This window comes from Kribbella sindirgiensis (assembly GCF_004331435.1).
Taxonomy (GTDB): Bacteria; Actinomycetota; Actinomycetes; order Propionibacteriales; family Kribbellaceae; genus Kribbella; species Kribbella sindirgiensis.
The window spans coordinates 444,385-465,386 of record NZ_SJKA01000007.1 but is presented as its reverse complement, the minus strand read 5'-3'; the positions used below and the strand labels follow the sequence as shown (position 1 = coordinate 465,386).

The window sequence follows — 21,002 nt, the reverse complement described above, 5'->3', positions numbered from 1 at the left end:
GGTCATGGGGCGGTGACTCATGACCGTGCCGCTCGAGGAGCTGACGCGGGAGTTGGCGCCGCAGGTTCTCGGGGCGCTGGTCCGGCGGTACGGGCATTTCGACACGGCTGAGGACGCGGTGCAGGAGGCGCTGCTCGCGGCGGCGCAGCAGTGGCCGGTGGACGGGGTGCCCGACAATCCGCGCGGGTGGCTGATCACGGTCGCTTCTCGCCGGCTGACGGATCTGCTTCGGCGGGAGCAGGCCCGTCAGCGGCGGGAGGACCGGGTCGCGGCCTGGGCGCTGCAGGGTGAGCCGGTCGGCGACGCGGACGACACATTGGTGCTGTTGTTCCTGTGCTGCCATCCGTCGTTGTCGCCGGCGTCGCAGATCGCGTTGACGTTGCGGGCGGTCGGTGGTCTGACGACCGCGGAGATCGCGCGGGCGTTCCTGGTGCCGGAGGCAACCATGACGCGGCGGATCACCCGGGCGAAGACGAGCGTGCAGGCCAGCGGCGCGCGGTTCACGATGCCGGCCGATCGCGAGGAGCGGCTGGGAGCCGTGCTGAAGGTCGTGTACCTGATCTTCAACGAGGGCTACACGAGTACGACGGGGCCGAGCCTGCAACGCGTCGAGCTGGCGGCCGAGGGGATCCGGTTGGCTCGGATGCTGCACAGGCTGCTGCCGGACGACGCCGAGGTCGCCGGGTTGCTGGCGTTGTTACTCCTGACGGACGCGCGGCGCCCGGCGCGGACGGGACCGCTCGGCGAGCTGGTGCCAATGGCGGAACAGGACCGGTCACTGTGGATCCCGGAGCTGATCCAGGAGGGCGTCGAACTGATCACCGCGACACTGCCGCGCGGGCCGGTCGGGCAGTACCAACTGCAGGCGGCGATCGCGGCCGTACACGACGAGTCGCCGACCGCCGAGGAGACCGACTGGCAGCAGATCGTCGCGCTGTACGAGGTCCTGCTGCAACTCACCGACAACCCAATGGTCGCCCTCAACCACGTGGTCGCGGTCGCCATGGCACGAGGCCCCGAAGAGGGCCTCACGTTACTGGCGTCCATCGAACACAACGACCACCTCACCAAAGACCACCGCCTATCAGCAGTCCGAGCCCACCTCCTAGAAATGTCCGGTGACGCGGAGGGCGCCCGAGCAGCCTACGAAGAAGCAGCCACCCGAACCCCCAGCCTCCCCCAACAACGCTACCTACGCTCCCGAGCCAACTCCCTCCCCACCCCCTAACCCCCACCCACGCACCCCTTCACCCCACCCGCGCCAGCACCGCACCGCGCCCGCACCGCGCCCGCGTCGGTAACGCGCCCTGCCCGCGCGGCCCCGCTCCGCCGCGCCGCGCCCTTCGCCCGCTCACCACACGCTGCATCCCGCACCCCACCCGCGCCCTCCCCGCCCCGCGTTCCCGCCCCGCGCCCCGCATACTCGCCCTGCGCCTGCGCCCGGCCGAGACCCGCCTGTGTCGGGGCGGTGCCTGCGCGGCGGGGGTGTTGAACAGGTTATTTGGTGGGCGCTCGCACCAGTTCCTGTGCAACCGCCCGCGTGGTCGCGCGCCGCGGTCCGCCCCATGCCCCCGGGTTCTCGCCACGCGACTGCGCCCGGCCGTGTCCCGCTTGTGTTGGGGCGGTGGCTGTGCGGCGGGGGTGTTGGACAGGTTATTTGTTGGGCACTCGCACCAGTTCCTGTGCAGCGCCTGTGGTTAGTGGTGGTGCCAGGTTAGGCGTTCGTCGGGGCGGTTGTTGGTGGTGGTGCCGGAGGCTGTGTTGAAGTGGCGGCTGGTGCGGTGGGGTGGGGTGTAGGGGGGCCAGCCGGGGTTGCCGGTGGTGGCGAAGGTTATCCAGGTTTTGTGGAGTAGGTCCGCTAGGTGTTGGGGTGGTGCGGGACCGAGCATTCCGGCCGCGGACGGTTCGTCCAGGTTGTCGAAGACGAAGGCGAGTTCGAGGCCGTGGCAGGCGCCGAGTTGGCCGCCGCACGCGGGTGATCGCCAGGCGAACTCGTACATGTACGAGCCAGGGTGGGCCTCGGCGAGGCGGATCGCGGGGATGCGGTAGTACGAGTCCGTCATGACGGCTGCCAGCACATCACCCGCCGTGGCGCCGGGGCGGTTGGCGCGATACCGACGTACGCCGGCCACGGGTAACCCGAAGCGGAGACCCGCGGCGGCGTACAGGAGCGGTGTGTTCAGCTTGGCGGCGACGCCGGTCGGTACGAGGAAGAGACGCGCCTCCTCGCTGTTCGTGCCGATCATGAGGTCGACGTCAGCGCCGGCGCCGGACCGGATGCGGTCAAGAGGCGCCCCGGGCAGCAGGTCACCGTCGACCACAGGACTGAACGGCAGCAACGTGCGGGCAACATCACCCCACAGCTTGCGCCGCGGCTTCGCGGCCACCTGCTGGGTGAGTTTGTCCGCAGCCGCGAGCAGCTGCGGAACCGGTACGTCGGCGATCGCCTCACGCGTCGGCGCCGTACCGAGCGCCGCCGCCAGACGGGTGCCGACCAGCCGGGCGCTCGAAGGGCTGATCGTGTTGTGCGCGGCGCCCGACTCGGCGATCGCCCGATGGAACAGGCCCTCGGCCGCGGGCATCGCGAGCAGCGTGCAGACGCTCATCGCACCGGCCGACTCACCGAAGACCGTCACGTTGCCGGGGTCGCCGCCGAAGCCGGCGATGTTGTCGCGGACCCAGGTCAACGCGGCGATCTGATCGAGCAGCCCGAGATTCGGCGTACCGTCGCCGAACCACAGGAACCCGTCGGCGCCCAGCCGGTAGTTGATCGTCACCAGTACGACGCCGTCGCGCGCGAACCGCGTGCCGTCGTACACCGCCAGCGCTCCGGAGCCGCTCGTGAACGAGCCGCCGTGGATGAACACCATGACCGGTGCCCGCCCGGTCAGACCCGGTGTCCAGACGTTCAGGTTCAGGTAGTCGTCGCCCGGGATGATCGTCCGCGGGATGAGCTCAGCCATCGCGCCCTCGGTCGAGGTCTGCGGCGCGGTCGCCCCGTAATGACGCGAGTCACGGGGCGACGTCCACGGCTCCGGTGGGCGTGGCGGCTGAAAGCGGTTCGGGCCGACCGGCGGCGCGGCGTACGGGATGCCCTTGAAGGACAGGACGTCGTCGCCGGTCCCCAGGACTGGCCCGTACTGCGTGCTCGCGAGCGCCATCCGCTGCGGTCAGCGAAGGCCGGTGGGCCTGGTCATGGCCAGCTGCAGGAGGTGCTCGACGAGGGCCGCGTAGTCCTTGCCGGCGGCCGCCCACAGCCGCGGGAACATGCTGGTCGGCGTGAACCCGGGCATCGTGTTGATCTCGTTGATGATCACGCGGTGGTCGGCGTCCAGGAAGAAGTCGACCCGCGCCAGCCCCTCGGCCTCGATCGCGTCGAATGCGATCAGGGCCTTCGCGCGGACCTCGTCCGCGATCTCCGAAGGCAGGTCGGCCGGCACCGAGAGCGCCGTGTACTCCTCACCCTCCGGCAGGTACTTGGTCTCGAAGTCGTAGAAGTCGTGCCCGCCGCCGGAGACCTCGATCTCGCCGCAGACGCTGACCTCCGGGTTGCCGCCGCCGAGGCCGCCGAGGACCCCGACCTCGATCTCCCGCGGGCTCTTCGCCGACGCCTCGACGATCACCTTCGGGTCGTGCGCCCGCGCCACCGCGACCGCCTCGTCGAGCTCGTCCAGGCTGTTCACCTTGCTGATCCCGAGGCTCGACCCGCCGCGGGCCGGTTTCACGAACACCGGGTAGCCGAGCGCGTTCACCGCCGCGCGGCAGGCGTCGGCGTCCCGCATCCAGTCGCGGTCGCGGATCACGACGTACGGCGTGACCTCGAGGCCGGCGGCCTGGAACACGACCTTCATGTAGTGCTTGTCCATGCCGACGGCACTGGCGAGGACGCCGGAGCCGACGTACCGGATGTCGGACATCTCGAGCAGGCCCTGGATGGTGCCGTCCTCACCCCACGGGCCGTGCAGCAGCGGGAAGACCACGTCGACCTCGCCGAGCGTGCTCGGCACCTGGTCGGGTTCGCTGACCACGAGTTCGCGGTTCGCGCCGAACAGCACCGGCATCGCGGTCACGTCCACCTCGGGAAGCTTGCCGTCGGTGATCGACAGCCGCTCGGGGTCACCGCTCTCGAGCACCCAGTGCCCGCTGGTACTGATACCGACCGGAACCACGTCGTACTTGTCCCGGTCGATCACCTGCAGGACGTTCGCGGCGGTCACGCACGAGATGGCGTGCTCGCTCGACCGACCGCCGAACACGACCGCGACACGGGGCTTCCGCTGACTCTCTGGGTACTCACTCACCGGCTCGACTGTAGCGGCCCCGAGATCAGGTTCCGACCGGGGTTCGGTTAAGAACCCTTCAGATCGCAGTAGGTAGCGACCCGTCCCAGGTGACTGGCAACGCTGTCACTCCGTACACGAGCGTGTTGTCTCTGTAGTCGATCTCCTCGAACGGTACGGCGAGTCGCAGCGTCGGAATGCGGGCGAACAACCGCGTGAACACCTCCTGCAGTTCGACCCGCGCGAGCTGCTGGCCGATGCACTGGTGCGGCCCGAACCCGAAGGCCACGTGCGCCGCGGCGTCCCGTTCCAGATCCAGCCGGTCCGGGTCCGGGAACACGCTCTCGTCGCGGTTGGCCGAGGACAGCGCCGCGATCAGGTAACCGCCGGCGTCGATCGTCAGCGGACCTACGGGCAGGTCGTCGGTGACGTACCGGAACAGCCCGAAGTGCACCACGGACAGGTACCGCAACAGCTCTTCGACCGCGGCCGGTGCGAGCGATGGATCGGCCCGCAGCGCATCGAGCTGCGTTGGATTCGCTAGCAGCGCTAGCGTGCTGAGCGCGATCATGTTCGCGGTCGTCTCGTGGCCCGCGATCAGCAGCGTGACCCCGACCGTCACCAGCTCCTCCAGGCTCAACGGCGTACCGAGTTCCTCGCCGCGGGTGATGAGCCGGGACAGCAGGTCGTCCTCGCGATGCGCCTGCTTCGCCAGCACCAACCCGACGATGTACTGGTTCAGCTCGTCACTGGCCCGGCCGATCTCGTCGGTCCACCCGTCCACCCGGACGAGCAGGGCGCTGCGCTCCTGGAACTCGTCGCGGTCCTCGTACGGAACGCCGAGCAGTTCGCAGATCACCAGCGACGGGATCGGCAACGCGAACTCCTGGACCAGGTCCACCGGCCCGCCGGCGGCCAGCATCGCGTCGATCCGTGCCTCGATCATCTCGGCGATCCGCGGCCGCATCGCCTCCATCCGCTTGACCGCGAACTCGGTCGCCAGCATCCTGCGCAATCGTTTGTGCGCCGCCCCGTCCACCTGCAGGATCGACCCCGACTCCGCCTCCCGGTCCAGATCCGCGTCCGGTACGACGTGATCGGACGGCGCCAGCCGCGAACTCAGCCGGCTGTCCCGGAGCAAGGTGCGGACGTCGTCGTACCGGCTGATCACGTACGCGTCGACGCCGGCCGGTGTGGACACCTTCGCGGGCGCCTCGGTACGGCGGTACGCGGCGTACTCCCGCGCCGGGTCGAAGGGGCAACCGGACGGCCTGCGGACGGGGAAACTCTCGGTCATCGGGCGCCCTCTCCTAGGATTTTGGTAGTGACTACCATATGGCTGACACTTCCGATGAGGAACAGGGCTGCGGCGCGTCGGAGGCGATACCCTGCCCGCGGAGGTGCTGATGGGACTGCGCGAGGTGAAGCGGGAGCGGACCCGCCGGCTGATCGCGGACAAGGCGTTCGAGCTGTTCAGCGACAACGGGTTCGGCCGGACGACGGTCGAGCAGATCGCGGCGGCGGCCGAGGTCGGGCCGAGCACGCTGTACCGGTACTTCCCGACCAAGGAGGGGCTGGTCCTCGAGTTCGTCGACGACTGCCTGGCGGACGCGGTCGACTGGTTCCACCAGCAGCCCTCCATGGAGTTGCCGGACGGGCTGCGGGCGGTCATCGAGCGGGTCCTCGAGCAACTCGAGGCCAACCCGGACCGGGTCCGCGCGGTCTTCGACCTCGCGGAGCAGAACGGTTCGGTGAGCGCTCATCTCAACGAGCTGATCTGGCGGTTCCGCAACGACCTGGCCGACGTGCTGATCCGCCGGTTGCCCGGCGACGACCTGCGTAACCTCGAGTTCGTCGCGGCGCTGTCCGCGGGGATCGCGATGAACGTCATCGAGAACGTCGTGCGCGTCTGGGTGGACCATCCGGGCACAGTCGACGCGAAGACCCTGGCCCGTCAGGCGATGCGCCTGCTGTCCAGCGGCGGCGTCCCCCTGCCCGGCACCCACGACGCCTGACCCACCCGCTGCCACCCCCGAACGGGCAGGGACAATTCGGGGCATGACTCCTGACCTCGATCCGTCCACCGTCGTCGTGCACGCGGGCCGGCCCGAGCGGGTGCCGGATGCGCCGCTCGGCGGGTCGCCGGTGTTCAGCTCGACGTACGTCGCCGGCGGGGACCGCGGCTACGGGCGGTTCGGGAACGACGCCTGGACCGCGCTCGAGGAAACGCTCGGCGAGCTGGAGGGCGGGCGCGGGCTGACGTTCGCGTCCGGAATGGCAGCCGCGGCGGCGGTCATCGACCTGGTCCCGGTCGGCGGCCGGGTGGTCGCGCCGCAGCACGCGTACTCCGGCGTACTCGCGCTGCTCGACCAGCAGACGGGCACCGGCCGGCTCAAGGTCGAGCGTGTGAACATCGCCGACACCCAAGCAGCCGCCCGAGCGGTCGCGACCGCCGACATGCTGTGGATCGAGTCACCGACGAACCCCGCGATGGAGGTCGCCGACATCCCGGCCCTCGCCGCGGCCGGCCGGGCCGCCGGCGCGACCGTCGTCGTCGACAACACGTTCGCGACTCCCCTGCTCCAGCAGCCGCTCGGCCTCGGCGCGGATGTCGTGATGCACTCGGCCACCAAGTTCATCGCCGGGCACTCGGACGTCGTCCTCGGCGCGGTCGTCACCGCGGACGACGACCTGTGGTCGGCGATCGATCTGCGCCGCCGCAGCCTCGGCGCGATCCCGGGCCCGATGGAGGCCTGGCTCGCGCTCCGCGGCCTGCGCACGCTCGCCCTCCGCCTCGAACGCGCCCAGTCGAACGCCGCGTTCCTGGCCGAGCGGCTGCGCGCGCATCCGCGGGTCAGCCGGGTCCGCTACCCCGGCCTGCTCGACGATCCGGGTCACGACCGGGCCGCGGCGCAGATGTCCGGCTTCGGCGCGATCCTCGCCTTCGAGCTCGGCGGCGACGCGGCCGGCGCCCAGCGGGTCTGCGAGCGCACCGAACTCTGGGTGCACGCGACCAGCCTCGGCGGCGTCGAGTCCATGCTGGAACGCCGCCGCCGCTGGCCGATCGAGGCCCCGACGATCCCCGAGGACCTGATCCGGCTGTCCGTCGGGATCGAGCACCCCGGCGACCTGTGGAGCGACCTCGAGCAAGCCCTCACCCGCTGACCTCCCTGCATCTGATGGGTTGACGTCCGAGATGCAGGGTTGGCGCCCGGGATCTGGTGGGCGAACCCGGCATCTCGGACGCTTACCCATCAGCGGTTGGCTGGGGCGCGCTTGAGGATGGGGCCGCCGAAGAAGGTCAGCACGCACAGCACGACCGGCAGGATGAACGCGATGTTCAGCGGCATCCAGTGCGCGAGGCCCCCGATCAGTGCGGGACCCGCGAGCAGGCCGACGTACCCGAGGCCGACGACGCGCGCCATCAGGGCGCCGGACGAGCGCGGGTCGAGGTTGCCGGCGGCGGTGAACAGCTGCGGTACGCCGCCCGCGAGGCCGAGGCCGAAGATCGCCCAGCCGACGAGCGCGACGGGCACCCACGGTACGACGATCACGAGCGTCAGACCGACCGCGGCCATCGCGGCGCCCCAGCGCACGATCGCGGCCGGGCCGACGACGGCCGCGACCCGGTCGGTGAGGAACCGTCCCACGGTCATCGCGACCGCGAACGCGCCGTAGGCGAAGGCCGCCGTACTGACCGAGGTGCCGAGGATGTCGCGGAAGTGCAGCGCGGCCCAGTCGTTGGCCACACCCTCGGACAGCATCAGCCCGAACGCGAGCGCGCCGAGCGCCCAGACCAGCTTCGCCGGCGGCTTCTCCCGCGGCGCACCGTCGTCCGCGTCCGCCTCGTCGGGAACCGTTGCCTCCAGCAAGAACCGGCTGGCGGCCAGCGCGATCGCGATGCACAGCAGGCCGGACAGGGCGAGCGTGACCTCGGTCGGTACGTCGGCGCGCAGCGTGGCCGCACCGATGACCGCGGCGATCGCGCCGCCGATCGACCACATCGCGTGGAAGGCGGCCATGATCGGTCGCGGATAGCCGCGCTCGACGACGACGGCCTGCGCGTTCATCCCGACGTCGATCGACCCGTTGCCGAAGCCGACGAGGATCAGCGTGAGCCCGAGCGTCCACCAGTTCGTGGCCAGTCCGGGGCCGAAGAGCGCGATGCCGAGCAGGATGCCGGCTGCCGGAACGAGCCGGCGTTGACCGAGTTTGTCGACGAGCGGTCCGGCGACCTGCATACCGAGGAAGGCAGCGCCACCGAGAACCAGCAGGAGCAGTCCGAGCGTGCTGTGCGTGATCCCGGTCTTCTGCTCGATGCTCGGGATGTGCACGACCCACATCCCGACGGCGAACCCGTTCAGCCCGAAGTACAACCAGGTGGCGACACGAGCGGCTCGGGGTGGTGCGGTCTGCAACTGTTCAGTGGCGGTCAACCTGCCACCTCGACCAGTACGCCGCGTTGGGTCAGCATGGTTCGTTGGTCCTCGGGGGCAGAGTCGTCGGTGATGATCAGGTCGGGGCGTTCTGCGGGGCAGACGTAGGCGAGGGCGGCGCGGTCCCACTTGGCGCCGTCGGCGAGCACGATGGTGCGGGTGGCGACGTTCATCGCCTCCTGCTTGACCTCCGCGTCGCCGAGATCGAAGGCGGTCAGCCCGGCGTCGAGGCTGAACGCGCACGGGCTGAGTACGGCGGCGTCGAAGCGCAGCGCCCGCAGCGAGGCAACGGTCAGCGGACCGACCAGTGACAGCTCCCCCTTGCGCGCCTCGCCGCCCGGCATCAGCAGCCGGATCCGCGGCGCGTCGGCCAACTCGTGCGCGACGTGCAGCGAGAGCGGCATCACCGTCATCGCGCGGTCGTGCAGGAGCTTCGCGGTCTCGAGGGCCGTCGTACCGCTGTCGAGCACGATCGTCTCGCCGTCGCGAAGATGCTCGACGGCGGCGCGGGCGATCGCCTGCTTGGCGGCGACCGCGGCCTGGGCACGCAGCGAGTGCGGCGGCTCGAGACCGGACGGCATCGCGGACACCGCACCGCCGTGGATGCGCTTCAGAACACCCTGGGCCGCCAGGAAGTCGAGGTCGCGACGGACGGTCATATCCGAGGCCTCGGTCGCCTCGACCAGTTCCTGGACCGACACTCGGTCCACGACTCGTAGTCGTTCTACGATCACTTGGTGCCGTTCCGCACTTCTCATGCGCAAAAAACTACCATCCGCCTGATCGTTCAAACAGATAGTGTGTTTGCTTGTGATTGATGACACCCTCCTCGTCAAACGGTCGCGGTACGCCGTCGCCGCGGTCTTCTGCGTGCACGGGTCCGTGACCGGGTCGTTCGCGACCCGGGTGCCCTGGATCCAGGAGCACGCGGGGGTGTCCGCCGGCCAGCTCGGCCTCGCGCTCGCGTTCCCGGCGCTCGGCGCGGCGCTGATGATGCCGCTCGCCGCCCGGGTCAGTCACCGTCTCGGCACCCGCACCGCGCTGCGCGGATTGCTCGCGCTCTGGACGCTCGCGCTGATCCTGCCGTCGCTCGCCCCGGGCCTGCTGACGTTGTGCGCCGCACTGCTGATCTACGGCGGTACGGCGGGGATGGCCGATGTGGCGATGAACGCGCTCGGCGTGGAGGTCGAGCACCGGCTGAAGAAGTCGATCATGTCCGGACTGCACGGCCTGTGGAGTGTGGGCGCGCTGCTCGGCTCCGCGGTCGGGACGGTCGCGGCGCATGCCGGTCTCAGTGCGCAGGTCCACCACGCGGTCGCGGCCGTCGTACTGACCGTCGTCGGGGCGGTGGTGTGTCAGTTCGTGCTGAACATCCATCCCGAGGACGACGAGGAGCCGCCGGCGCGGTTCGCGCTGCCGCCGAAGTCGGCGTTGCTGATCGGGGCGGTCGGGTTCTGCGCGGTGTTCGCGGAGGGCGCCAGCCTGGACTGGTCGGCTGTGTACCTGCGCGACATCCTGGACAGCTCAGCGGGTGTCGCGGCCGGCGCGACGACCGGGTTCGCGTTGACGATGGCGATCGCCCGGATCACCGGCGACGCGGTCGTCGACCGGTTCGGCGCCGTCCGCACGGTGCGCTGGAGCGGCGTGATCGCGGCGCTCGGCGGTCTGCTCGTCGTCCTGGCGCCAAACGCGATCGCCGCGATGGCCGGCTTCGGCCTGATCGGCGTCGGCATCGCGGTCGTCGTACCGCTCGCCTTCGCCGCCGCGGGCCACGCCGAGGGCAACTCCAGCCATGCGATCGCCGGCGTCGCCACCATCACGTACGCCTCCGGCCTGGTCGCCCCGTCGATCATCGGCGGCATCGCCCAGGCCAGCAACCTGACCATCTCGTTCATCGTCGTCACCGCCCTCGCGGCCGGCCTGGCCGTCTTCGCGCCGGTCCTCCGCACCCGCAGCCACACCCGCGTCGCCGACTGACCTCAGGCCGTACCAGCGACTGGACAACACCGGAGGCGGAGCAGCGGCGGGTGGTACGAATCGTTGGGTGACGACTTTCAGGGTGGCTGGGGCGGACGACGCGGCGGCGGTTGCGGAGCTGCACGGGGACAGCTGGCGGCGGCACTACCGGGGTGCCTACGCGGACGCCTTCCTCGACGACGAGTCGCCCGAGTATCTCGGCGGCATGTGGGCCAAGCGGCTCGCCGCGCAGGAGGGTACGCGGACGACAGTGGCGGAGTACGACGGGCAACTGGTCGGACTCTCGCACCTGGTGCTCGACGCGGACCCGAAGTTCGGTGCGCTGGTCGACAACCTGCATGTCCGCGCGCCACTCAAGCGGCAAGGCATCGGGACGCAGCTCCTGGCGTTGACAGCCGAGGCGCTGCAGGAGGCGTCGCCGGGTTCGGGGATCTACCTGTGGGTCCTCGAGCAGAACACCGCCGCCCAAGGCTTCTACGAGGCGCGCGGCGGCATCCAAGGTGAGCGCAAAGAGGTCCCGCCGCCGGGTGGCGAACCGCGCCGCCTCAACGGCCGGCCCGCCTGCTTCAGGTACTACTGGCCGGATCCCGCGACCTTGACGGACTCGATCAGCGCGTACGACGCCTGACTCGCCGCCTCGGGATCACCGGCCCGGATCGCGTTCAGTACGTCGACGTGCGCGTCGAGGATCCGGTGGTCCTCGGGGATCGTCGCGGTCTGGTGGATCGACGCGGCGAGCACCTCGGCGAGGGCGTCGTACAACCGCAGCAACAACGGGTTCCCGCTCGCGACGACGACGCCGCGGTGGAACTCCGTGTCGGCGGCGACGAACGCGTCCATGTCACCGTCCGCAAGCGCGACACCGCGGCGGTCGAGCGCGTCGGTGAGCGGCGTCAGGCTGTCCGGATCGGCGTACTGAGCGGCCAGCCGGGCCGCTGCCGCCTCGATGCCGGCCCGCGCGTCGAGGACGTGGGTGAGCGACGCTGACAGCTCGTCCCGGACAAGTACGCCGCTGATCTCATTGGTCGCGCGCACATAGGTGCCGTCGCCGACGCGCGGCTCGAGCAGGCCGGTCAGGCTCAGCGAACGCAACGCCTCCCGCACCGTGCCGCGGCTGACCCCCAGCTCGCTCGCGAGCTGATTCTCACCAGGGATCCGCGACCCGCGCGGCCACACCCCGGACTCGATCTGCGCGCGGAAGCGCTCCGTGACCTGCAGCACGAGCGGCACCTGCCGCACCAAGGAACTCGACTCCATGGCATAGAGTATATAAATGTAGGACATCTGCACGGAAGGCAAGGAGAGGTGTGTCGTGGCGGTGCTGACCGAACCGGTGGCTCGAGAGCGGTCGGCGCTGATCACCGCGACCGCCTTCGTGGTCGCGCTGAGCCTGCGGCCGGCGCTGACCGCGGTCGGTCCGGTGCTGCCGCGGATCGGGCTCGATCTGCACCTCGGTGAGGCCGCGCAGGGATTGCTGGGCACGCTGCCGCTGCTCGCGTTCGCGGTCGCCTCTCCCCTGGTCCACCTCGCGTCGCGGCGGTTCGGGATGGAGCGGGCGGTGTTCGTGTCGCTCCTGGTGCTCGCGGCGAGCAGCGCGCTCCGCCCGTACACGGGTCAGGCCGGTCTCTGGATCGGTACGGCGGTGGTCGGCGCCGCGATCGCGGTCGGCAACGTCCTGGTGCCCGTCATCATCAAACGTGACTACGCCGCGCACGTGTCCCGCGCGACCGGCGTCTACACGGCGTTCATCACCGGCGGCGCCGCGATCGCCTCGATCCTCGCCGTACCGATCGCCGACGCGGTCGACTGGCGGCTGTCCCTCGCGGTCTGGGGCGGGCTCGCCGTACTGGTCGCCGTGATCTGGCTGCCGCGGACGCTGTCGCCCGAACCGATGCCGGCGGCAACGACGGACGACGGGGCGCGAACAGTGAGCGTCTGGCGGCAGCCGACGGCCTGGCTGGTGACCGGGTTCATGGGCCTGCAGTCCACGAGCTTCTACCTGTTCGTGAACTGGCTGCCGACCATCGAGATCGCGACCGGCGGCGTCTCGGAGCGGTCCACCGGAGTGCACCTGTTCATCTTCCAGGTGTGCGGCCTGATCGGCGGGCTCAGCATTCCGTTGCTGCTGAAGCACCCGACCAACCAGCGGGCCGGGTTGATGACCGCGAGCCTGCCGATTCTGCTAGCACTGCTAGGACTTCTGCTGGCGCCGCCCCTCGCGATCGTCTGGGCGATCGTCGGCGGGCTAGGTCAGGGCGCCGGGCTGGTCGCTGCGCTCTCGCTCATCAGTCTTCGCGGCCGCGGGCACCACGAGACCACCCAGCTGTCCGGGATGGCGCAGGCGGTCGGCTACACGCTGGCCGCCGCCGGTCCGGTCGTCGCCGGCTACCTGACCCAGGTGACCGGCGGCTGGAGTACGACGCTGATCGTGTTCGCCGTACTCGCAGCCACACAGGTCACGCTGGGTTTCGTCGCGGGCCGCGACAGCCGCTGAAACCTACTTGTCCGTGGCGAAGGCGGCGTCGAAGGCGGCTTCCGGCTTGTCGAAGGCGAGCGCGCGGATGACGTTGACCGCCTCCGCCGCGCCGACCTTGCGCTCCATGCCGGCGTCCTCCCACTCGACCGAGATCGGCCCGTCGTAGCCGATCGAGTTCAGCACCCGGAAGCAGTCCTCCCACTGCACGTCGCCGTGCCCGGTGGAGTAGAAGTCCCAGCCGCGGCGCGGGTCGCCCCACGGCAGGTGCGAGCCGAGCCGGCCGTTGCGTCCGCCGCCGACCCGCATCCGGGTGTCCTTGCAGTCCACGTGGTAGATCCGGTCCTTGAAGTCCCACAGGAACGCGACCGGGTCGATGTCCTGCCACACCATGTGCGACGGGTCCCAGTTCAGGCCGAACGCCTCGCGGTGGCCGATCGCCTCGAGGGTGAGCGTGGTGGTCCAGTAGTCGTACGCGATCTCCGACGGGTGCACCTCGTGCGCGAACCGGACACCTTCGGCGTCGAACACGTCGAGGATCGGGTTCCACCGGTCGGCGAAGTCCTGGTACCCGGCCTCGATCCGCTCCGCCGGCACCGGCGGGAACATCGCGACGTACTGCCAGATCGACGAGCCGGTGAAGCCGATGACGGTGTCCACGCCGAGCTTCCGGGCCGCGCGGGCGGTGTTCTTCAGGTCCTCGGCGGCGCGCTGCCGGACGCCCTCGCCGTCGCCGTCGCCCCAGATCCGGGACGGCACGATCGCCTGGTGCCGGAAGTCGATCGGGTTGTCGCAGACCGCCTGCCCCACCAGGTGGTTGGAGATCGCGAACACCTGCAGGTTGTACTTCTCCAGGATGTCCTTGCGGCCCTGGACGTACGAGTCGTCGTCGACGGCCTGCTGGACGTCGAAGTGGTCACCCGAGCAGGCGATCTCGACGCCGTCGTACCCGGCCTCGGAGGCGAACTGACAGACCTCCTCGAACGGCAGGTCGGCCCACTGACCGGTGAAGAGCGTGATCGGACGAGGCATCTACTGAGCTCCTAGGCGTTGTCTACGGTGTGGTCGACAGGGTTGTCGACGGTGGTCCACGCGCTGTCGTCCGCGGCGGACCGCAGTACGGCGTCGACCACGCGAGCGGACCGCGCTCCGGCGGCGAAATCGGGCAGGCCGTCCGGGCGGTCACCCAGTACGGCGGCATAGCTGTCCGCGACGAACGAGTCGAACGCGTCCTGGTACCCCTGCGCGTGGCCGGCCGGCAGCCGGTTCACCCGGGCCGCGGGCGGGCTCAAGGTCTCGGGGTCGCGCGTCAGCAGCTGGGACGCAGAACGACGGCCGACCCACAGGCGATCCGGATCCTCCTGGTCGAAGCCGAAGCTCGACTCGGTGCCGGACACCTCGAGGTACAGCCGGTTCTTCCGGCCGGCCGCGACCTGGCTGACCACGATCGTCCCGACCACACCGGCCTCGGTCCGGAACTGCGCGGTGGCGAGGTCCTCGGTGCGGACCTCCACCCCACCACGGGTCGAACGTACCGTCCGCAGCTGGGCGCTGATCGCGGCGATCCGGTCACCCGTCACGAACTCGGTCAGGTCGCACCAGTGCGATCCGATGTCGGCGAAGGTCCGCGACGGCCCACCGGTCGTGTCGTCCACGCGCCAGTTCTGGTCGTCCGCGCCGGCGAGCCAGTCCTGCAGGTACGAACCGTGCAGGCTGGTGATCACGCCGGCGTCGCCCGCGGCGATCCGGGTACGCAGCTCGCGGACCATCGGGTGGTACCGGTACACGAACGGCACCGCGCCCACCAGCCCGGCCTCGACCGCAGCGGCGTGCAGACCTGCCGCGTCCTGCACCGAGGTGGCGAGCGGCTTCTCGCAGACCACGTGCTTGCCGGCTTCGAGCGCCTTCAGCGCGACCTCGCGATGCGTGTTGTTCGGCGTACAGATGTGGACCACGTCGAGGTCGGCGGCCAGCAGGTCGTCGAGGGACGCGAAGCCGCGCTCGGCACCGGTCGCCTCCGCCGCGGCTTCGGCTCTCGCGGGCGACGAGCCGACAGCGCCGACCACGGTCGCTCCGGAGACCAACGCGGACCTGCCGTGGACCTGGCCCATGAAGCCGCCGCCGACGATCCCTACCCTGAGCCGTTTGGTGGACACGTCGTAGGACGCTATGGGACCCTTTTGAACCCTGTCAAGCAAAAGTCCACGGCCAGTACGACGGAAGTCCGGTGATGAGCGATCTCGGTACGGCGGACGCGGTGTTGCGGCTGCTCCTCGACGGGCAACCGCGGACGCGCGCCGAACTGATCGAGCGCAGCGGTCTCGCGCGGTCCACGGTGACCGGGCGGATCGAGGCGTTGCTCGCCGACGGGCTCGTGGTGCCGTCGGGTGAGGCGGCGTCGACGGGTGGCCGGCCGCCGGCGCGGTTCCGGTTCAATCCGGTCGCGCGGCTCGTGCTCGCCGCGGACGTCGGCGCGACGCACCTGTCCGTCGCGCTCACCGACCTGGCCGGCGAGATCCTGCACCGGTCGACGACGCCGCTCGAGATCGCCGAAGGGCCCGAGGTCGTCCTCGCCGCGGTCGGCGAGGCCGGACACGCGTTGCTGCGCGAGGCCCGGAGATCACCGGACGATCTGGCGGGCACAGGGGTCGGGCTGCCCGGACCGGTCGAACACAGCACGGGCCGGCCGAACCATCCGCCGATCATGCCGGGCTGGGACTCGTACGACGTCGTCGGCCGACTCAGCCGGGAGCTGCCGGGCCCGGTGCTGGTCGACAACGACGTGAACATCATGGCGCTCGGCGAGCACGCGACGACGTACCCGGACGTCGAGCACCTGCTGTTCGTGAAGGTTGCCACCGGCATCGGAGCGGGTGTGATCAGCGGCGGCCGGTTGCACCGCGGCGCCCAAGGAGCGGCCGGCGACATCGGCCACATCCAGGCGCCCGGCCACACCGAACTCTGCCGCTGCGGCAACACCGGCTGCCTGGAAGCGATCGCGTCGGCGGCCGCACTCGCCGCCACGCTAGGCGTCGAGACCAGCCAGGACATCGTCGACCTGGTCCGAGCGGGCAACACGACCGCGACAACCGCCGTACGCCAAGCGGGCCGCGAGATCGGCACGGTCCTCGCCGCCGCAGTCAGCCTGCTCAACCCGTCCGTGATCGTCGTCGGCGGCTCCCTCTCCCAGGCCGGCGACAGCCTGCTGGCCGGCCTCCGCGAAGCGATCTACGCCAGATCGTTGCCCCTGGCCACGACCCACCTCCGCGTCGCCCGCTCGACCACCGGCCGGGACGCCGCGCTACTGGGCGCCGTCACCCTGGTCCGGCAGTTCGTCCTCGCCGTCTGAGCCGTCCGAACCGTCTGAACCGTCTGAGCTGTCCAGCGACGCCGGCGCGTCCACCGTCGAGACCTGCGCGAGCAACTCAGCCATTCCGCGACGGCTCTCGGCGAGTGAGCGGCGCAACTCGGCGACGTCGTCGGCCGACATCGGCTCGCCATTGCGGAGGTGGCTGGGCACGCTGTCCGCACTGACCCCGAGGAGGTCGAATGCACCGGTAGTGACCTTCGTGCCAGGCCGTACCTGCGCCACGAAAACGTCCTCGAACGCGTCGAAGAACTCCAGATAATCAGTCAGGAAGCGCTTCAGTTCCGCTGCGCTGGGGTCCGGCATCTCGGCACCGCCCGGCCACGAGGCGCGGTAGGCCCGGAGCGAGGTGCCGGCCAACCGATCGACCGCCGGCGTGACGGCAGGCCCGAGTTGCGCGAGGAAGTTGTACGCAGCCGCGCGCAGCACGCCGTCGTCGACCGCGAGCATCGTGTCGACCAGCTGCCCGGCGAACAGTTGCGGGTCGGCGGTGGCCTTCCAGTTGAGCCCGGCCGGATCCAGGACGCCTTGCACAGCCGCCCGCAACCACTCGCGCACGTCGGCGACGGTCAGGTCCGCCCGCCACTCCCCCGCCTCCAGGCGCAGAGTCTCGTCACGCTTCCAGCCGGCCCAGCTGAACAACAGCCCCTGCAGTCCGAGCGGGGTCAGCATGAAGCCATCGAGGACACCGATGCGGCGCAGGCCGTCGACAGCCTGACGCCCTTCAGCGGTGGCGAGGACATCGGCCGTCTCGTCGATACCCGGCGAGTACGCCGCGATGATCAACCGGACAACCTCGTCGCGTAACGGGTCCGGCAGGTCGCGGATCAGGACCCTGGCCGTTTCGGTCCACCGGCCCACGACCTTGTCAGGATCGGCCCACTGGTCCAGCTGCTCGCCCCGGAAGGCGCGTTCCGGCGTCGGCCACAGGAACTCGGCCAGAACCGCCAACCGCCAGGCTTCCTGTACGGCGTCCGTATCGGTGAGGCTCGTTCCGTCGAGAACCTGCTGGACGACGTCCTCCGCCAGGCGCGCTCCCGTCCACACCCCTGGCCGGTCGGCAAGGAACTCGGCCACCTCGACCACCGCGGCCATCAACGGCGCCTGCCGCGCCGCCGCAACGAGGCTCGACGGCAGCGTGAGCACCGGCGCCGGCTTCTCCCACAAGGTGTCCGGGATCGTCACCAACGACCGCGGCATCGGACCGATCAACTCGTCCCGACGCTCCCACGGCAATTGACCGAACCGTGCGTTCCACCCCATGCCGGGCTCGCCTTCGGGAAGCTCGACGGCCTTCACCTTCGGATCGCGCGAGCGCAGCTTCAGCGCCCAGACCCATGGCGTCCCCAGCTCTTCGGCCGCTGGGCTGCGAAGGATCCGTACGACATCCTCGACCTCGGCGCTGATCGTCGAGTCCGTCTCCAGAGTGCATCGCATCCGGATGAAGCCACCGAGGATCGGCACCGTGCGGATCAGCGCCTCGCGGACGTCGGCGTCGCAGTGGAACTTGAACGGCGCGACCTCGAGCACGGTCCGCCACAGGTACTGGTTCGGCCAGACGAAGCACGCCGGGATCTTCCAGTCGTCGACGGGGAGATCGAGCGGCTCGAGCACGTCGGCACGGGCCTCGAGCAGGTCCCGGATCAACCTGAGATCCGGCTCCCCGCCGGCGCCGGTCTCATCCATCCAGGCCGGGATCCGGCCTACGAAGTCTTCGATCGCGTCCACACCGCAACGCTAGATCTACGCCGGGTCACATCCACTGCACAGCGAGTTCGTCGATCAGGCTGATGATCTGTTCGAGTCGGGGGCCGCTGCGGGCTCGGCCGAAGCCGTTGCGGCGGCCCCAGAACGAGGACTGTACGGCGATCAACTGGAGCCAACGGTTGATGTGTTCGGGGTCGATGCCTGATACCTCGGCGAACTGCTCGAGCTCGGCGCGCAACTGCCGCAGCAGGTCGTCCGTGAGTAGACCGCCCGCGGCGAACAGGTGGTAGGCCCGGGTGCGGAGAAAGATCGCGGCGTCGTACGCCGGGTCGCCGACGTAGCCCTTCGGGTCTACGGCCAGCCAGGGCTCGCGGTCCGCGCTCAGGATGTTGCGCGGGTGGAAGTCGCCGTGGATCAGGATCTCCGGCTGATCGCGGCCGAGGTCGTCGACGACCGCCAGCGCCGCGTCGACCACCGCTGCGGGCAACGGATGATCCAGCTCCGCAGCGTCCTTGCGGAGTTTCTCCGCCCACCCGTCGGCCTGCTCCGACAACCGCGGCAGGCCGTCAGGAGCCGGCATGGTCAGCCGGCGATGCAGTACGCCGGCGATCGTGACGACGTCCTGGTCGGACTCGAGCAGCGTCGAGGGATGAGCCCGCTCCAGGAGCATGGCGTAGTGGGCGTCGTCGCGTTCGTACAGCTTGACCGCACCGCGACCGCGCCACGCCTCGAACGCATCCGGCTCGTGATCGTTGCCAGGATGCGGGAACGACACCTTCAACGCAGCATCACGCACGGGCACGACCACGCCGACCTGGCCGTACGCGACCTGGCCGTCGACCGTGCAGTGCCAACGCGCCAGCAGATCCTCGATGATCCCGGGCAACTCGGCCAGCCACGCTGCCCCGGCCGCACCCTCACGCGCAACGGTGCTCCGGGCGAACGCTTCCGGGATCAACCCCAGCGCTCCGACTTCGCCGAGCGGGACACCAGGCTGAACAGCATGTCCTTCGGGGTCATCTCACCGGCGACGACCTTGGTGACGTGCTCCGCGATCGGCATCTCCACGTCGTGACGGTGCGCCAGTTCGCTGATCGACGCGCAGGACTTCACGCCCTCGGCGACCTGCCGGGTTCCGGCCGCGATGTCCGCGACTGTCATGCCCTGGCCGAGTTTCTCGCCGAAGGTCCGGTTCCGCGACAGCGGCGACGAGCACGTGGCCACGAGGTCGCCCAGCCCGGCCAGCCCCGAGAACGTGTGCTCGTCCGCGCCCAGCGCCGTACCCAGACGGGCGATCTCGGCCAGGCCGCGGGTGATCACCGACGCCCGGGCGTTGTCGCCGAACCCGAGGCCGACGGCCATCCCGACCGCGAGTGCGATCACGTTCTTGCAGGCGCCGCCGAGTTCGCAGCCGACGACGTCGTTGTTCGTGTACGGGCGGAACGTCGGGGAATGGCACAGCTTCTGCAACCGCGCCGCGGTCCCCTCGTCGGCGCAGGCCACCACAGACGCGGCCGGCTGCCCCTCGGCGATCTCGCGCGCCAGGTTCGGGCCAGACACCACCGCGATCCGTTCGGGACCGGCACCGGTCAGCTCCGCGATCACCTCGCTCATCCGCTGCGTCGTACCGAGCTCGACGCCCTTCATCAGGCTGACCAGCGGTACGGCGTTCGGCAGCACGCCGGCCCAGTCCGCGAGGTTCTCACGCAGCGACTGCGACGGCACCGCGAGGACGACGGCCTCCGCCCCGTCGGCCGCCGCGGCCGGGTCGTGCGTCGCGGTGATCGCGTCCGGCAGCTCGATCCCGGGCAGGTACTCGGCGTTCTCGTGCCGCGCGTTGATCGCGTCGCACACGTCCTCCCGCCGGGCCCACACCGACACCTGGTTCCCCGCGTTCGCCAGCACCGTGGCGAACGCCGTACCCCAGGACCCGGCGCCGAACACCGCGACTTTGGTCATTCCTTCTCCTCACCTTGAGCCTTGCGGGCCTTGCGCAGGTCGTAGAGCTCCTTGGGCGGGGTCTCGCCGCGCAGTTCGCCGAGGGTCTCGGCGACCCGGGCCATGATCACCTCGGTTGCCTCGTGCAACAGCTGGTTCGTCAGCGGCTTGCCCTCGAAGGCGCTCAGGTCGACCGGCGTACCCGCCCGCACCTGCAGCGTCTTGCGCGGCAGCAACCGGAAGCGCACCTTGCCGGTGTAGGACCTGAGGATCTCCTGCGCTCCCCAGTTCGCGACCGGGATCACCGGGCAGCCGGTCATCAACGCGATCCGCGCGGCGCCGGTCTTGCCGGTCATCGGCCACAGCTCGGGATCGCGGGTGATCGTCCCTTCCGGGTAAACGCCCACACACTCACCGCGTTCGACCGCCGCCACCGCGTCCCGGAACGCGTCCGCGGCCTGCGCGGACTCCCGGTACACCGGGATCTGCCCGGCGCCGCTGATGATCTTCCCGGCCACCGGGATCTTGAACACCGACGCCTTGCCGAGGAACCGCGGGATCCGCCGGCACTCCCAGATGAAGTACCCGAGCACGACCGGGTCGAAATGCGAGATGTGGTTGGGCACGTACACCACGCCGCCGGTCCGCGGCATGTTCTCCCGGCCGGTGAACCGGCACTTGGTGAACACGATCATGAACGGCTTGACGATCGCGACGATCACCCCGAACCAGAACCCACGCGGCGGCCGTGGGTCCGCCTGCCTCGCGTCCACAGCTGCCTCCTGGTGCTGATGATGGCCGTCGGTCATGGGAGAATCCTGCCT

The 21,002-nt window shown here is 70.2% G+C and carries 19 protein-coding genes; 7 read left to right on the top strand and 12 right to left on the bottom strand.

Annotated features, from left to right (window positions below; translation table 11 throughout):
* Nucleotides 1–19 precede the first annotated feature (19 nt).
* Complete coding sequence (locus E0H50_RS22750; protein WP_131291766.1) at nucleotides 20–1,228, top strand: RNA polymerase sigma factor; 1,209 nt, start codon at nucleotides 20–22, stop codon at nucleotides 1,226–1,228.
* Between the two features lie 469 nt (nucleotides 1,229–1,697).
* Here the strand turns inward: E0H50_RS22750 and E0H50_RS22745 are convergent, their stop codons facing one another.
* Genes E0H50_RS22745 through E0H50_RS22735 form a run of 3 tightly spaced genes read right to left on the bottom strand, consistent with a single transcriptional unit; the run spans nucleotide 1,698 to nucleotide 5,577 of the window.
* Nucleotides 1,698–3,161 (bottom strand): carboxylesterase/lipase family protein, encoded by a 1,464-nt coding sequence (locus E0H50_RS22745; protein WP_131291764.1) that lies wholly within the window; start codon nucleotides 3,159–3,161, stop codon nucleotides 1,698–1,700.
* A 9-nt stretch (nucleotides 3,162–3,170) separates the two neighbouring features.
* Nucleotides 3,171–4,301, bottom strand: a complete 1,131-nt coding sequence (locus tag E0H50_RS22740; protein ID WP_131291763.1) for a D-alanine--D-alanine ligase family protein — start codon at nucleotides 4,299–4,301, stop codon at nucleotides 3,171–3,173.
* 58 nt (nucleotides 4,302–4,359) lie between these two features.
* Nucleotides 4,360–5,577: a cytochrome P450 gene (locus tag E0H50_RS22735; RefSeq protein ID WP_131291761.1), complete on the bottom strand. Its 1,218-nt coding sequence runs from the start codon at nucleotides 5,575–5,577 to the stop codon at nucleotides 4,360–4,362.
* 109 nt (nucleotides 5,578–5,686) lie between these two features.
* Here E0H50_RS22735 and E0H50_RS22730 point away from each other — a divergent pair, with 109 nt between their 5' ends.
* Both E0H50_RS22730 and E0H50_RS22725 read left to right on the top strand, forming a co-directional pair.
* Nucleotides 5,687–6,295 carry a TetR/AcrR family transcriptional regulator gene (locus E0H50_RS22730; RefSeq protein ID WP_131291759.1) on the top strand — a complete coding sequence of 203 codons (609 nt, stop codon included), beginning with the start codon at nucleotides 5,687–5,689 and terminating at the stop codon, nucleotides 6,293–6,295.
* Nucleotides 6,296–6,338: 43 nt separating this feature from the next.
* On the top strand, nucleotides 6,339–7,445 hold the full coding sequence (locus E0H50_RS22725; protein ID WP_131291758.1) for a trans-sulfuration enzyme family protein: 1,107 nt from the start codon (nucleotides 6,339–6,341) through the stop codon (nucleotides 7,443–7,445).
* 89 nt (nucleotides 7,446–7,534) lie between these two features.
* Here the strand turns inward: E0H50_RS22725 and E0H50_RS22720 are convergent, their stop codons facing one another.
* Both E0H50_RS22720 and E0H50_RS22715 read right to left on the bottom strand, forming a co-directional pair.
* Nucleotides 7,535–8,716, bottom strand: a complete 1,182-nt coding sequence (locus tag E0H50_RS22720) for an MFS transporter (RefSeq protein ID WP_238151148.1) — start codon at nucleotides 8,714–8,716, stop codon at nucleotides 7,535–7,537.
* Nucleotides 8,713–9,474 carry a DeoR/GlpR family DNA-binding transcription regulator gene (locus E0H50_RS22715; RefSeq protein WP_131291756.1) on the bottom strand — a complete coding sequence of 254 codons (762 nt, stop codon included), beginning with the start codon at nucleotides 9,472–9,474 and terminating at the stop codon, nucleotides 8,713–8,715. Before E0H50_RS22715 ends, E0H50_RS22720 begins: the two co-directional genes overlap by 4 nt.
* 52 nt (nucleotides 9,475–9,526) lie before the next feature.
* Here E0H50_RS22715 and E0H50_RS22710 point away from each other — a divergent pair, with 52 nt between their 5' ends.
* Together E0H50_RS22710 and E0H50_RS22705 are read left to right on the top strand one after the other, a co-directional pair.
* Nucleotides 9,527–10,693, top strand: a complete 1,167-nt coding sequence (locus tag E0H50_RS22710) for an MFS transporter (protein WP_238151146.1) — start codon at nucleotides 9,527–9,529, stop codon at nucleotides 10,691–10,693.
* 67 nt (nucleotides 10,694–10,760) lie between these two features.
* Nucleotides 10,761–11,321 (top strand): GNAT family N-acetyltransferase, encoded by a 561-nt coding sequence (locus E0H50_RS22705; protein ID WP_131291752.1) that lies wholly within the window; start codon nucleotides 10,761–10,763, stop codon nucleotides 11,319–11,321.
* On the opposite strand, the gene E0H50_RS22700 is transcribed toward E0H50_RS22705, so the two are convergent.
* A complete protein-coding gene (locus E0H50_RS22700; protein ID WP_165547254.1) occupies nucleotides 11,267–11,950 on the bottom strand; it encodes a FadR/GntR family transcriptional regulator in 684 nt (227 codons plus the stop codon). The two genes, E0H50_RS22705 and E0H50_RS22700, sit on opposite strands and share 55 nt — an antisense overlap.
* Nucleotides 11,951–12,005: 55 nt before the next feature.
* Here E0H50_RS22700 and E0H50_RS22695 point away from each other — a divergent pair, with 55 nt between their 5' ends.
* Nucleotides 12,006–13,187 carry an MFS transporter gene (locus E0H50_RS22695; protein WP_202868276.1) on the top strand — a complete coding sequence of 394 codons (1,182 nt, stop codon included), beginning with the start codon at nucleotides 12,006–12,008 and terminating at the stop codon, nucleotides 13,185–13,187.
* Between the two features lie 3 nt (nucleotides 13,188–13,190).
* On the opposite strand, the gene E0H50_RS22690 is transcribed toward E0H50_RS22695, so the two are convergent.
* Together E0H50_RS22690 and E0H50_RS22685 are read right to left on the bottom strand one after the other, a co-directional pair.
* Entirely contained in the window at nucleotides 13,191–14,198 is a 1,008-nt protein-coding gene (locus E0H50_RS22690) for a sugar phosphate isomerase/epimerase family protein (RefSeq protein WP_131291749.1), read from the bottom strand.
* An 11-nt stretch (nucleotides 14,199–14,209) separates the two neighbouring features.
* Complete coding sequence (locus E0H50_RS22685; protein ID WP_238151145.1) at nucleotides 14,210–15,322, bottom strand: Gfo/Idh/MocA family protein; 1,113 nt, start codon at nucleotides 15,320–15,322, stop codon at nucleotides 14,210–14,212.
* Between the two features lie 74 nt (nucleotides 15,323–15,396).
* On the opposite strand from E0H50_RS22685, the gene E0H50_RS22680 reads away from it, so the two are divergent.
* The gene (locus E0H50_RS22680) at nucleotides 15,397–16,515 is read left to right on the top strand and encodes an ROK family transcriptional regulator (protein WP_131292032.1); all 1,119 of its coding nucleotides are present in this window, start codon (nucleotides 15,397–15,399) and stop codon (nucleotides 16,513–16,515) included.
* Here E0H50_RS22680 and E0H50_RS22675 read toward each other — a convergent pair.
* From E0H50_RS22675 to E0H50_RS22660, 4 genes are read right to left on the bottom strand one after another with little or no spacing between them, the layout of a single operon-like run.
* Nucleotides 16,468–18,261 carry a hypothetical protein gene (locus E0H50_RS22675; protein ID WP_131291747.1) on the bottom strand — a complete coding sequence of 598 codons (1,794 nt, stop codon included), beginning with the start codon at nucleotides 18,259–18,261 and terminating at the stop codon, nucleotides 16,468–16,470. The genes E0H50_RS22680 and E0H50_RS22675 overlap by 48 nt on opposite strands.
* Nucleotides 18,262–18,286: 25 nt before the next feature.
* Complete coding sequence (locus E0H50_RS22670) at nucleotides 18,287–19,198, bottom strand: aminoglycoside phosphotransferase family protein (protein ID WP_202868275.1); 912 nt, start codon at nucleotides 19,196–19,198, stop codon at nucleotides 18,287–18,289.
* A complete protein-coding gene (locus E0H50_RS22665) occupies nucleotides 19,195–20,199 on the bottom strand; it encodes an NAD(P)H-dependent glycerol-3-phosphate dehydrogenase (RefSeq protein WP_131291743.1) in 1,005 nt (334 codons plus the stop codon). Before E0H50_RS22665 ends, E0H50_RS22670 begins: the two co-directional genes overlap by 4 nt.
* Nucleotides 20,196–20,987, bottom strand: coding sequence for a lysophospholipid acyltransferase family protein (locus E0H50_RS22660; RefSeq protein ID WP_131291741.1), 792 nt, complete (start codon nucleotides 20,985–20,987; stop codon nucleotides 20,196–20,198). Before E0H50_RS22660 ends, E0H50_RS22665 begins: the two co-directional genes overlap by 4 nt.
* Between the last annotated feature and the right edge of the window lie 15 nt (nucleotides 20,988–21,002).

What these genes read in the sequence shown, in the direction of transcription:
- E0H50_RS22750 (WP_131291766.1), top strand. Translation starts at nt 20, where the DNA reads ATGACCGTGCCGCTCGAGGAGCTGACGCGGGAGTTGGCGCCGCAGGTT.
- E0H50_RS22690 (WP_131291749.1), bottom strand. Translation starts at nt 14,198, where the DNA reads ATGCCTCGTCCGATCACGCTCTTCACCGGTCAGTGGGCCGACCTGCCG.
- E0H50_RS22745 (WP_131291764.1), bottom strand. Translation starts at nt 3,161, where the DNA reads ATGGCGCTCGCGAGCACGCAGTACGGGCCAGTCCTGGGGACCGGCGAC.
- E0H50_RS22715 (WP_131291756.1), bottom strand. Translation starts at nt 9,474, where the DNA reads ATGAGAAGTGCGGAACGGCACCAAGTGATCGTAGAACGACTACGAGTC.
- E0H50_RS22680 (WP_131292032.1), top strand. Translation starts at nt 15,397, where the DNA reads ATGAGCGATCTCGGTACGGCGGACGCGGTGTTGCGGCTGCTCCTCGAC.
- E0H50_RS22725 (WP_131291758.1), top strand. Translation starts at nt 6,339, where the DNA reads ATGACTCCTGACCTCGATCCGTCCACCGTCGTCGTGCACGCGGGCCGG.
- E0H50_RS22730 (WP_131291759.1), top strand. Translation starts at nt 5,687, where the DNA reads ATGGGACTGCGCGAGGTGAAGCGGGAGCGGACCCGCCGGCTGATCGCG.
- E0H50_RS22700 (WP_165547254.1), bottom strand. Translation starts at nt 11,950, where the DNA reads ATGGAGTCGAGTTCCTTGGTGCGGCAGGTGCCGCTCGTGCTGCAGGTC.
- E0H50_RS22665 (WP_131291743.1), bottom strand. Translation starts at nt 20,199, where the DNA reads ATGACCAAAGTCGCGGTGTTCGGCGCCGGGTCCTGGGGTACGGCGTTC.
- E0H50_RS22735 (WP_131291761.1), bottom strand. Translation starts at nt 5,577, where the DNA reads ATGACCGAGAGTTTCCCCGTCCGCAGGCCGTCCGGTTGCCCCTTCGAC.
- E0H50_RS22660 (WP_131291741.1), bottom strand. Translation starts at nt 20,987, where the DNA reads ATGACCGACGGCCATCATCAGCACCAGGAGGCAGCTGTGGACGCGAGG.